Origin of the sequence: Vibrio sp. SCSIO 43009 (assembly GCF_023716525.1) — a bacterium.
Taxonomy (GTDB): Bacteria; Pseudomonadota; Gammaproteobacteria; order Enterobacterales; family Vibrionaceae; genus Vibrio; species Vibrio alginolyticus.
Genome location: NZ_CP071842.1, coordinates 699,953 through 712,490 on the forward strand (window position 1 = coordinate 699,953; position 12,538 = coordinate 712,490).

9 protein-coding genes are annotated in these 12,538 nt (G+C 45.3%); 7 read left to right on the forward strand and 2 right to left on the reverse strand.

What is annotated here, in order from left to right; all coding sequences use genetic code 11:
• Positions 1–69: 69 nt before the first annotated feature.
• From deoC to deoD, 4 genes are all read left to right on the forward strand, one after another.
• Positions 70–846, forward strand: a complete 777-nt coding sequence (gene deoC, locus J4N43_RS03315; RefSeq protein ID WP_005380133.1) for a deoxyribose-phosphate aldolase — start codon at positions 70–72, stop codon at positions 844–846.
• A gap of 97 nt (positions 847–943) precedes the next feature.
• Positions 944–2,272, forward strand: coding sequence for a thymidine phosphorylase (gene deoA / locus J4N43_RS03320; RefSeq protein WP_005380134.1), 1,329 nt, complete (start codon positions 944–946; stop codon positions 2,270–2,272).
• Positions 2,273–2,340: 68 nt separating this feature from the next.
• Entirely contained in the window at positions 2,341–3,561 is a 1,221-nt protein-coding gene (locus tag J4N43_RS03325) for a phosphopentomutase (protein ID WP_017820430.1), read from the forward strand.
• Between the two features lie 143 nt (positions 3,562–3,704).
• Positions 3,705–4,424, forward strand: a complete 720-nt coding sequence (deoD, locus tag J4N43_RS03330; protein WP_005380140.1) for a purine-nucleoside phosphorylase — start codon at positions 3,705–3,707, stop codon at positions 4,422–4,424.
• A 95-nt stretch (positions 4,425–4,519) separates the two neighbouring features.
• Here deoD and J4N43_RS03335 read toward each other — a convergent pair whose 3' ends face one another.
• Complete coding sequence (locus J4N43_RS03335; RefSeq protein WP_005391677.1) at positions 4,520–5,125, reverse strand: YtjB family periplasmic protein; 606 nt, start codon at positions 5,123–5,125, stop codon at positions 4,520–4,522.
• A 91-nt stretch (positions 5,126–5,216) separates the two neighbouring features.
• Between J4N43_RS03335 and serB the strand changes: the two genes are divergently transcribed.
• Positions 5,217–6,197 (forward strand): phosphoserine phosphatase, encoded by a 981-nt coding sequence (serB, locus tag J4N43_RS03340; RefSeq protein WP_138939041.1) that lies wholly within the window; start codon positions 5,217–5,219, stop codon positions 6,195–6,197.
• A 64-nt stretch (positions 6,198–6,261) separates the two neighbouring features.
• Here the strand turns inward: serB and J4N43_RS03345 are convergent, their stop codons facing one another.
• Complete coding sequence (locus tag J4N43_RS03345; protein ID WP_062730463.1) at positions 6,262–8,610, reverse strand: PilZ domain-containing protein; 2,349 nt, start codon at positions 8,608–8,610, stop codon at positions 6,262–6,264.
• A 136-nt stretch (positions 8,611–8,746) separates the two neighbouring features.
• On the opposite strand from J4N43_RS03345, the gene radA reads away from it, so the two are divergent.
• On the forward strand, positions 8,747–10,126 hold the full coding sequence (gene radA / locus J4N43_RS03350; protein WP_005386443.1) for a DNA repair protein RadA: 1,380 nt from the start codon (positions 8,747–8,749) through the stop codon (positions 10,124–10,126).
• A gap of 215 nt (positions 10,127–10,341) precedes the next feature.
• Positions 10,342–12,432 (forward strand): elongation factor G, encoded by a 2,091-nt coding sequence (gene fusA / locus J4N43_RS03355; protein WP_005386444.1) that lies wholly within the window; start codon positions 10,342–10,344, stop codon positions 12,430–12,432.
• The last annotated feature ends 106 nt before the right edge of the window (positions 12,433–12,538 follow it).

The window sequence follows — 12,538 nt, forward strand, 5'->3', positions numbered from 1 at the left end:
GTTGATTATAGTTAAAGACGTGATGTAAGGCTGAGTAGTGAATTTTTTGAATATTGATCGGAGATAGAAATGAGCGATTTAAAAGCAGCAGCGCTACGTGCACTTAAACTTATGGACCTAACTACGTTGAATGACGATGACACTGATGCAAAAGTGATCTCACTATGTCATGACGCGAAAACAGCAGTAGGCAACACAGCTGCAATTTGTATTTACCCTCGCTTTATTCCTATTGCTAAGAAGACACTTCGTGAGCAAGGTACGCCAGAGGTTCGTATTGCAACAGTAACGAACTTCCCACATGGTAACGACGACATTGAAATCGCAGTTGCTGAAACAAAAGCGGCGGTTGCTTACGGTGCAGACGAAGTTGACGTAGTTTTTCCTTACCGCGCGCTAATGGCGGGTGATGAGAAAGTAGGCTTCGAACTAGTTAAGCAATGTAAAGAAGCTTGTGGTGACATTCTTCTTAAAGTGATCATCGAAACAGGTGAACTAAAAGAAGAAGCACTAATCAAGAAAGCATCTCAAATCTGTATTGAAGCAGGTGCTGACTTCATTAAAACTTCAACTGGTAAAGTGCCAGTAAACGCAACACCAGAATACGCTCGCATGATGCTTGAAGTTATTCGCGACATGGGTGTTGCAGAAACTGTTGGTTTCAAACCAGCAGGTGGTGTGCGCACTGCTGAAGACGCAGCTGCATACCTAGCAATGGCTGACGAAATCCTAGGTGACAACTGGGTTGATGCTCGTCACTACCGTTTTGGTGCGTCTAGCCTGCTAACCAACCTACTAAATACATTAGAAGTATCGGACGACGTCGCTGATCCAACAGCGTACTAATTCCAATAATACGTCTGAACGGTAGCACCTAAACGGGTGCTACCAAACCTCTTCTATCCTACTACAACCATGGCTCAAAAGAGCTTGGGAGGCACTAATGTATTTACCACAAGAAATCATTCGTAAAAAACGTGACGGCGAAGTCCTAACCGCCGATGAAATCAACTTCTTTATTCAAGGCGTAGCGAACAACACGGTATCTGAAGGTCAGATTGCGGCGTTTGCTATGACGATTTTCTTTAATGAAATGACCATGGATGAGCGCATCGCCTTAACGTGTGCAATGCGTGATTCGGGCATGGTTATCGACTGGAGCCACATGAATTTCGGTGGTCCAATTGTCGACAAACACTCAACCGGTGGTGTGGGTGACGTAACTTCTTTAATGCTTGGCCCAATGGTGGCAGCGTGTGGCGGTTTCGTACCTATGATCTCTGGCCGCGGTCTTGGTCATACAGGCGGTACGCTGGATAAACTTGAATCTATCCCTGGTTACAACATTACGCCGAGCAACGATGTTTTTGGTCAAGTAACCAAAGACGCTGGTGTGGCGATCATCGGTCAAACTGGTGACCTTGCTCCTGCGGATAAGCGTGTTTACGCGACTCGTGATATTACCGCAACGGTAGACAATATCTCCCTGATTACGGCGTCGATCCTTTCTAAGAAACTGGCGGCGGGTCTGGAATCGCTAGTGATGGACGTAAAAGTGGGTTCAGGTGCATTTATGCCAACTTACGAAGCGTCTGAAGAGCTAGCAAAATCAATCGTTGCGGTAGCAAACGGTGCTGGCACTAAGACTACGGCAATTCTTACGGACATGAACCAAGTATTGGCGTCTTCAGCGGGTAACGCAGTAGAAGTTCGTGAAGCGGTTCGTTTCTTAACAGGTGAATACCGTAACCCTCGTCTACTTGAAGTGACCATGGCTTCATGTGCTGAAATGTTAGTACTTGGCAAGCTTGCTGAGAACACAGAAGACGCACGCGCAAAACTAATGGAAGTGCTGGATAACGGCAAAGCGGCTGAGTGCTTCGGCAAGATGGTTGCTGGCTTAGGCGGCCCTGCGGACTTCGTAGAAAACTACGACAACTACTTAGAAAAAGCAGAAATCATCAAGCCAGTTTACGCAACAGAAACGGGCATTGTCTCTGCAATGGATACACGTGCTATCGGCATGGCTGTGGTTGCTATGGGTGGTGGTCGTCGTGTTGCTACTGATGAAATCGACTACGCAGTTGGTTTCGACGAGTTCATCCGCCTAGGTGAGGTCGCAGACAGTGATAAACCTCTTGCGGTCATCCACGCTCGCACTGAAGAGCAATGGGAAGAAGCGGCAAAAGCACTGCGCAGTGCAATCAAAGTAGGTGGTGAATACACACCAACTCCAGAGGTTTACCGCCAAATTCGTGCAGAAGATATCTAATAGAACAAGTAATTACACAAGGCCTACTCAACCATAATAAAAAGCCGAGTGGGCCTAAGGAACGAGCAATGAAAAGAGCATTTATTTTAGTACTAGACTCATTCGGTATCGGTGCAACTGCCGACGCTAAAGAATTTGGTGATGTAGGTTCAGACACACTAGGTCACATCGCTGACCAATGTGAAAAAGGCTTAGCAGATAACGACAATCGCCAAGGTGCACTTCGCCTTCCAAATCTATCGAAACTTGGTTTGGCAATGGCGCATAAAGAATCGACAGGTCGCTTCGCACCTGGACTAGACGCAGACGCTGAAATCATTGGTGCATACGGTCATGCAGCAGAGCTTTCTTCAGGTAAAGACACGCCGTCTGGTCACTGGGAAATCGCAGGTGTTCCTGTTCTGTTTGACTGGGGTTACTTCACTGACAAAGCAAACAGCTTCCCGAAAGAATTGACTGACCGCATTCTTGAGCGTGCAGGTCTTGACGGTTTCCTAGGTAACTGCCACGCATCTGGTACTCAAGTTCTTGACGATCTTGGTGAAGAGCACATGAAGACTGGCAAACCAATCTTCTACACGTCTGCTGACTCTGTATTCCAAATCGCATGTCACGAAGAGACTTTCGGTCTAGACCGTCTACTAGAGCTTTGCCAAATCGCACGTGAAGAGCTAGAAGATTACAACATTGGTCGTGTTATCGCGCGCCCATTCGTTGGTGCTGGTAAAGGTCAATTTGAGCGTACAGGTAACCGTCGTGATCTTTCTGTAGAGCCACCATCAGCAACGGTTCTTCAGAAGCTCGTTGATGAGAAGCAAGGCAACGTGGTTTCTATTGGTAAGATTGCTGATATCTACGCAAACTGCGGCATCACTAAGAAAGTGAAAGCGACAGGTATCCCTGCATTGTTCGAAGCAACGCTAGAGCAAATCAAAGAAGCGGGCGACAACACGATCGTATTCACTAACTTTGTAGACTTCGACTCAGCTTACGGTCACCGTCGTGACGTAGCGGGTTACGCAGCGGCACTTGAGTACTTCGATGGTCGTATCAACGAAGTGCTAGAGATTATGGAAGAAGACGATGTGCTTATCCTAACGGCAGACCACGGCTGTGACCCAACATGGCCAGGCACTGACCATACTCGTGAGCACATCCCAGTATTGGTTTATGGTCAAAAAGTACCAGCTGGTTCTCTTGGCCGCCGCGAAACATTCGCAGATATCGGTCAAACATTGGCAAGTTACTTCGGTACTTCTCCAATGGATTACGGTAAGAACTTCCTATAATTAGTTAGGTTTTTGAAAACTAGGAGCTTGATTGCTCCTAGTTTTATGTTTGCAGTATGTAAATGCTGCTTGTCGGAAATGAGAATACTCTGGCTTATATCGCCTTAAGCGCGGAGCGCTAGAGAAAGGTTAAGGAAAAGAAAATGGCAACTCCACATATCAATGCTGAAATGGGTGCATTTGCAGACGTCGTACTGATGCCTGGCGATCCACTACGTGCAAAATACATCGCAGAGACTTTCCTTGAAGATGTCGTTCAAGTGTGTGACGTTCGTAATATGTTTGGTTACACAGGCACATACAAAGGCCGTAAGATCTCGGTAATGGGCCACGGTATGGGTATCCCATCATGCTCGATTTACGCAACTGAACTAATCAAAGACTTCGGCGTGAAGAAAATCATCCGTGTTGGCAGCTGTGGCGCAGTGAATGAAGACATCAAAGTGCGTGATGTTGTGATCGGCATGGGTGCATGTACTGACTCTAAAGTGAACCGTATCCGCTTTAAAGGTCATGACTTCGCGGCAATCGCAGACTACAACATGGTTCGTGCGGCAGAAGACGCTGCAAAAGCTCGCGGTATTGACGTTAAAGTTGGTAACCTATTCTCAGCAGAGCTTTTCTACACGCCAGATCCAGAAATGTTCGATGTAATGGACAAGTACGGCATTGTTGGTGTTGAAATGGAAGCTGCTGGTATTTACGGTGTTGCGGCAGAATACGGTGCAAAAGCTCTGACAATCTGTACGGTTTCTGATCATATCAAGACTGGCGAACAGACTACATCTGACGAGCGTCAAACGACATTCAACGACATGATGCTAATCGCACTAGATTCAGTATTGCTTGGTGACGAAGAGTAAGCGACGAAGAGTCATTCTATTTTTCGCTCTCAAGAGCTAAAAAAACAGCCCGCACATTGCGGGCTGTTTTTATATGAGTTGTTAGCGCTACCTAGTTACTTGGTTAGCAGCAGGTTTGGCGCTTTTTTACGACGTATCGGTTGTCGACGTAAAATCAAGATGAACAACATACCACAGACAAAGCTCATTAAGACCATCATGTACATATAACGATCGCTCTTGCGATAGTGGTGGTCAGAAATAGCCGTCACCCGGCCCGTCTCAAAGGTCACGCGAACAAAACCGATAAGCGCACCATCTGCAAAAACTGGTTCAACCAACTGCTGGCGACCAATGGAAGCTGTTGCCAAAGGCGTATCTAGGCCAAGAACTTCGCGTACCGATAATGCCTCTTCACTAGACGCTAAACGTACACCCTGTGCATCGTAGATTGTTGCATCAAACACTAAACGGTCTTGTGCTAGTTGGTTTGTTAGCTGAAGTAATCGTTCTTGATCTTTAGTTAAAATCATCTCACTGGCAGAAAGAGACGCCTGTGAAATCAAAACTTTGGTGAGTGTTTCAAGCTGTTGTGCTTGAATTTTCTCATTACCCTTACTGATCACAACACTGTTTTTTATTGTGATAAACAACATCACACACAGTAGGATTAGTGCCAGAATTCTTAGGGCATTCCTTACTGAGAACAAAGATTCACTCATGCTCTTTACTCATCCATTTAAAATAAAACAAAGACTTGCCTTTTTAGTTTGTTGAGGTAACGTTTTAGCAAAGTCATAAGGGATTATATACATGGACGCGTCAAAAAGCTTGCCTATCAGAAAACATACGACACTTTTAAAACGATTACCCGAGACTCGATTTGCCTCCCAATTAGATAAAGCAAAAGCAAACTGGATCGTATTTGCTGAGTACCTTTCGCCAAGTCACTTCGAAGACATTGATTTCTTCACCGGCTTTTACAACCCGATACTAGAAACGTGGAAAGTTGGCCAATATGAAGTAGCCCTGATGGCCGGAGAGTTGACTCCTCAACATGAAACGATCTTACAAAGTCTCAACCTAGATTACGCCTCGCTTAATGAAGTGCCCGATCTATCAACCCAAGGGTTGATTGTATTTGATATGGATTCAACGGCGATCCAGATAGAGTGTATTGATGAAATCGCGAAACTGGCAGGAGTAGGGGATGAGGTCGCTGAAGTCACTGAACGTGCCATGCAAGGTGAGCTGGATTTTGAGCAAAGTTTACGTCAGCGAGTTGGTAAGCTCAAAGGTGCCGATGAATCAATTCTTGAACAAGTTCGTTCCCAGTTACCATTCATGCCGGACTTTGAAGCGCTAATTGCGACGTTGAAAGCCTTGGGCTGGAAAACAGCGATTGCCTCCGGTGGTTTTACTTACTTCTCTGATTACATCAAAGATAAAGTCGACCTAGATTTTGCTCGTTCCAATCAATTAGAAATTAATGACGGCAAACTCACGGGTAACGTACTTGGCGATGTGGTAACGGCGCAGATGAAGTCTGACATTCTAGTGGAACTGGCGGATGAATATGAAATTGAGCAGCATAACACGGTTGCTGTCGGTGATGGCGCTAATGATCTTGTGATGATGTCGGTGGCAGGATTAGGGATTGCGTATCACGCAAAACCAAAAGTGGAAGCTCAAGCGCAATCTGCGATTCGCTTTGCTGGGTTGGGCGGTGTGCTCTGTATTTTATCTGGCGCATTGGTGAAGCAGCAAAAGGTTAGCTGGAAAGCTAAACCTTAACCATCCATTCAAAAACACCGCCAGAAAGGCGGTGTTTTTTTTTCAATTTGGTATGACTTTGAATTTACTCGGTTAACTCCAATCTAATTACAACCTCTTCAGTAATGTCTTCAAATTCACTGTAACCAACGAGCGCCGTCAACTCTTTTTCTAACTTGCTCGCTTGATGTACACCAAATTGGGTTAAGTCACTTAAATCTTGTTGCAGTAATGATGTCATCGGATCGAAAATTGGTGCAGTAGAAAGGCGAAGCACGTAAAAGTCACCCATCATTCGCGCTTTCTTTATAAATTGAATCCGCTCTTTTACGCTGTTGAACTCTTGATGAAGCTTTGACTCAATGCCTGTAATTTTATTGCCTACTTTTGCGGCGCTTATGTAGATATCCTGATGTCTGGCTTGAGCACCTTCTACACGTTTTATTGGCTCTGCGATTAATGTGCTTGTCCGGCCTTTAAAGATAGGTTCAAGTGACAACAGTTGGTCATGCCCAAGACGGGCAAAAAGCTCAATGTGTTTAGGTAGCGGCAAGTTCACCCCGATAACGGGGGTTTTTATTGAAGATGACGTACTCTTACTGATAAAAATGGGCGTGCTCAGCGTACGCGAGAGCAACATGCAGTGCAGCCTTTCAAGTAGAGCATTACTTGGTAGCGTCTCTTTTTGCGGGATTAGCTTGTCTTGATTGTGCTCGATAATGCTGTTGAAAAAAGCGATTACCTTCATGGTTTGGCTGCTTTCATCAATAACTAGCTGCACGCTACAACCATCTGGGCTTACACGAATTACTCGATATGGCACCGACATTAACGGCAATTTTTTATCGTAGAGTTGTAATTCTCGAAAGTTGATTCTTACCTCTTGCCCAGAACGTAACATCGTGGGCTCACTTAGCCTAATTCCGAGTCCTCGTTTGGAAAGGTCAACAGTACAGCCGCCTGTTTTAGTTTGTCCTGAGTACAACTCTAAAGGTGTTTTAAAACGATAACGAGGCTCTTTTCGACGAGACTTTGCATCAAAATAAATGCCCTTTGGATTGCCGATAACTCTTCTCGGATGACGAAACGCGTTTAACGTATTAGCGGGTAAGCGCGGCTTTTCAGTTAGCAGGTAATCCTGCCCTGATTTTTCGTCAGCAATTTCTTGCAAAATACCAATATGAGTCAGTGATTGAGACGTTTCTGCTAACTCTGGAGAGAAAGCTGCTAGGTCTTCCTGTTCTTGCTCAGATAGTTCAAAGATTGAAATTCTAAAGGCGCGCCAACTCTCTCGTTTGCCACCTAAATGCCAAAATAGCTGGCGCTGTTCGCGAGTTGCTTCAGGGCGAAACATCGAATAGAAATAGGTTCGATTCTCGTGCTCGTGAGTAAATGAATAAAGGACATTGGTTGTTCCTTTCACACCAGGCTTAATGAGTGACGCGATGCGTTGCTCGTTGAATAAGGAACCAAACATTTGCTGGTTTCTCTCATCGTGCCAGTATTGCCAAAGCTTTTGATTGTTTGGCGTTAACATTGCTAATTTTAGGTCACTACCATCAAAGAATAGAGGCAAGCTGCTGGTGTGCTTTAGTGCGATGTGCTCATAACCGCGAGTTCGAGCTCGAATAATCTTGTCTTGATTGTCGTGACGAGCCCTTTTAGCAGCACTGTTGAGCGCTTCATCTATCACTCTGGTGACGACATTGGTGTCAGTTAAGCGTATGGTTCTGAGGTATCGAACTGAGTCATTTTCGTAACAGTCATCAACCGCGAGTATGCGGTATGCAAGCGGTTTCTCTATACCTGCAACGTTAGATTTGCTGGCAAATTCAGTAAACGTGACCTGAATAATTTCCCCAAGGTTATATTTAAATGCGCTAGGGACTTTGAACTTTGCGCCAGAGCTAGATAAATCAATGCTTAATCCATGAAGAAGCTGTCCTTTAGAACGGCAAATTTCAACTTGAGATTGGACTTTCAAGCGTTTTTCTTGGCGCTTTAAATCGTAGCCTAGGTGAACGGGTTCTGCTAAGAACGGGCTTTTAGGATCCGTTAACGATTGCGTTTTTTGCTGAGTAAGGCGCTTGCTCATTACGCGAAAGTTATTTCGCGTGTTGACCAATGCTTCCCACATTCCTTCCGTGTAGCAGCCAAACTTTTTGATGTTTTTATGGTAAGCGTTGAAAGCAACATCATCCAACCAATGTGGAATACCATCCAAAATATACTCGCGACATTCGCCTTGAACGCGACCTCGCAAATCAATGCTTTTTTTGCATGGAGCCATTAAGCGGTTAAGTTCCATTTTAACCAAAATTTTGGCCGAAGGCGGCTCTTCCTCGGTCAGTTGGCCAAGGACAAAGTCAAAGTCATTCGTACCGTAAACGGGAATGAGTCGTTCTGCGAGCGAGAGAATTTCAGATTGCTGCATTATTTCTGTTAGAGTATGTCGTTACTTTAAATTGTATCGGCTAAGCGAAGTAATACTTAAGTATATCAATAGTTCATTTCAGTTCAGGTCTGACTTGGCTGTGCTTAGTCACATTTGTAGAAAAAATTGAGGCATCATGGCGAAAGCAAAACGAGCGTATGTTTGTAATGATTGTGGCGCGGACTTTCCCCGTTGGCAGGGGCAGTGTAACGCATGTGGTGCATGGAATACGATAACAGAAGTACGTATCGCTGCATCGCCAACCGTTGCTCGCAATGAACGCTTAAGCGGCTACGCTGGTTCCGCAACAGAAGCTACGGTTCAAACGCTATCCGAAATTGATCTGCAAGAAGTACCTCGCTTCACCAGTGGGTTTAAAGAGCTTGACCGCGTGTTGGGTGGTGGTGTTGTGCCAGGTGCCGCAATTTTGATTGGTGGTAACCCTGGTGCAGGTAAATCAACCCTTCTGTTGCAAACCATGTGTAGTTTATCTGCGCAAATGCCAACGCTTTACGTAACCGGTGAAGAGTCATTACAGCAGGTGGCAATGCGTGCTTCCCGATTGGGCTTGCCGAAAGATCATTTAAAAATGCTATCGGAAACGAACGTCGACAAAATTTGCCAAATCGCCGAAAAAGAGCAGCCTCGTATAATGGTAATAGACTCGATTCAGGTGATGCACGTTTCTGATGTTCAATCGTCGCCTGGCAGTGTTGCTCAGGTACGTGAATCTGCGACGGCTCTGACACGATACGCAAAACAGAATAATGTTGCGGTATTTATTGTTGGTCACGTAACAAAAGATGGTACCCTTGCGGGCCCCAAAGTTCTTGAACACATTATCGACTGTTCGGTACTACTCGATGGTGGAACGGATAGCCGATTCCGCACTTTGCGTAGTCATAAAAACCGTTTTGGTGCTGTGAATGAGCTTGGTGTATTTGCAATGACAGGCCAAGGATTGAAGGAAGTGAGTAACCCATCAGCGATCTTCCTTTCTCGTGGTGAAGAAGAAACATCAGGCTCTTCAGTCATGGTGGTTTGGGAAGGCACGCGCCCTCTACTAGTAGAGATTCAAGCGCTGGTGGATTACTCGCAGTTAGCCAACCCTCGTCGTGTTGCGGTCGGCTTGGAGCAGAACCGCCTATCACTTTTGCTCGCTGTGTTGCATAAGCATGGTGGCTTACAAATGGCAGACCAAGATGTCTTTGTTAATGTGGTTGGCGGTGTTAAGGTGACGGAGACAAGCGCTGATCTTGCTTTAGTTATGGCGCTTTTATCGAGTTTTCGTGACCGTCCACTCCCTAAAGATGTGGTGATTTTTGGTGAGGTAGGGCTTGCGGGCGAAATCCGTCCAGTGCCAAGTGGGCAAGAGCGTTTGAATGAAGCGTTCAAACATGGTTTCAAGAAAGCCATCGTGCCAGCAGCCAACATGCCGAAAGGTGGCATCCCTGGCATGCAAATTCACGGCGTTAAGAAATTGTCGGAAGCGATAGAGGCTTTTGACGAGCTGTAATGCTCATAAGAATGGTATTTGTGCAATCACAAACTGTTCTATCCGTCCTCAATAAAATGCGAATAAAGTACATAAATTGCTGTGTTTGACTATGCTTTGGGGACGGAAATTTCACGTTAAAATTTTTTTTCTTCCATCCGCACGCAAGGGTATCAGTATTGACAGAATGTGATATACTCTGCGCGCACTTTATACCTTATTAACAGAGTAAGACAATGACTGATTTATCAAAATACAGAAACATTGGTATTTTTGCTCACGTAGACGCGGGTAAAACTACCTCTACAGAGCGTATCCTAAAGCTAACTGGTAAGATCCATAAGATCGGTGACACTCACGACGGTTCAACTACTACTGACTTCATGGAGCAGGAAGCTGAGCGTGGTATCACAATCCAGTCTGCAGCAACAACTTGTTTCTGGAACGATCACCGTCTAAACATCATCGATACTCCTGGACACGTTGACTTCACTATCGAAGTTTACCGTTCTCTAAAAGTACTTGACGGTGGTATCGGTGTATTCTGTGGTTCTGGTGGTGTTGAGCCTCAGTCAGAAACTAACTGGCGTTACGCTGACGAATCACACGTATCACGTCTGATCTTCGTTAACAAACTAGACCGTATGGGCGCAGATTTCTACAAAGTTGTAGATCAAGTACAGAACGTACTAGGTGCTACACCTCTAGTTATGACTCTACCTATCGGTATCGAAGAAGATTTCGTAGGTGTTGTAGACGTACTAAGCCAACAAGCTTACGTATGGGATGAGTCTGGCCAACCAGAGAACTACGAAGTTCAAGATATTCCAGCAGACATGGTAGAGAAAGCTGCTGAATACCGTGAAATGCTAATCGAAACTGCTCTAGAGCAAGACGAAGATCTAATGATGGCTTACCTAGAAGAAGGCGAAGAGCCATCTCTAGAAGACATCAAACGTTGTATCCGTAAAGGTACTCGTGATCTAGCATTCTTCCCAACTTACTGTGGTTCAGCGTACAAGAACAAAGGTATCCAACTTATTCTTGACGCGGTAATTGATTACCTACCATCTCCAACAGAAGTTGATCCACAGCCTCTAACTGATTCAGAGACTGGTGAGCCAACTGGTGAAGTTGCGACTGTATCTGCAGACGAGCCACTACGTGCTCTTGCATTTAAGATCATGGATGACCGCTTCGGTGCTCTAACCTTTATCCGCATCTACTCTGGTAAGATGAAGAAAGGTGACACAATCCTTAACTCTGCAACTGGTAAAACAGAGCGTATCGGCCGTATGGTTGAGATGCACGCGGACGAGCGTAACGAAATCGATTCAGCACAAGCTGGTGACATCATCGCTGTAGTTGGTATGAAGAACGTTCAAACTGGTCACACTCTATGTGATCCTAAGCACGAATGTACTCTTGAGCCAATGATCTTCCCAGATCCAGTAATCTCTATCGCAGTTAAGCCTAAAGATAAAGGCGGTTCTGAGAAGATGGGTATCGCGATCGGTAAAATGGTTGCAGAAGATCCATCATTCCAAGTTGAGACTGATGAAGATTCAGGCGAAACTATCCTGAAAGGTATGGGTGAACTTCACCTAGACATCAAGGTAGATATCCTTAAGCGTACTTACGGCGTTGAGCTAGAAGTTGGTGCTCCACAGGTTGCTTACCGTGAAACTATCACTCAAGCAATCGAAGATAGCTACACGCACAAGAAACAGTCTGGTGGTTCTGGTCAGTTCGGTAAGATCGACTACCGCATCAAACCAGGTGAGCCAAACTCTGGCTTCACGTTCAAATCAACAGTTGTTGGTGGTAACGTACCTAAAGAATTCTGGCCTGCAGTTGAGAAAGGCTTTGCGTCAATGATGGAGCACGGTGTTCTAGCTGGCTTCCCTACTCTAGACGTTGAAGTTGAACTATTCGACGGTGGTTTCCACGCAGTTGACTCTTCAGCTATCGCTTACGAAATCGCAGCGAAAGGTGCATTCCGTCAGTCTATGCCTAAAGCTGGCGCGCAACTTCTTGAGCCAATCATGAAAGTTGACGTGTTCACTCCAGAAGATCACGTTGGTGACGTAATCGGTGACCTTAACCGTCGTCGTGGTATGATCAAAGACCAACAAGCAGCTTCTACTGGCGTACGTATCAAGGGTGATGTACCTCTATCAGAAATGTTTGGTTACATCGGTACTCTACGTACTATGACTTCTGGTCGTGGTCAGTTCTCTATGGAGTTCTCACACTACGCACCATGTCCAACAAATGTTGCAGAGCAAGTAATTGCTGACGTTAAAGAGCGTAATGCTAAGAAGTAATTCTTAAGTTAACTCTATAACTTGAAAGCCCCGCTTAGTGCGGGGCTTTTTGTATTTAGCAGTCTTATACGCAGAGCGTGTTTGTTTTATTCCTATTTAGCGTTTG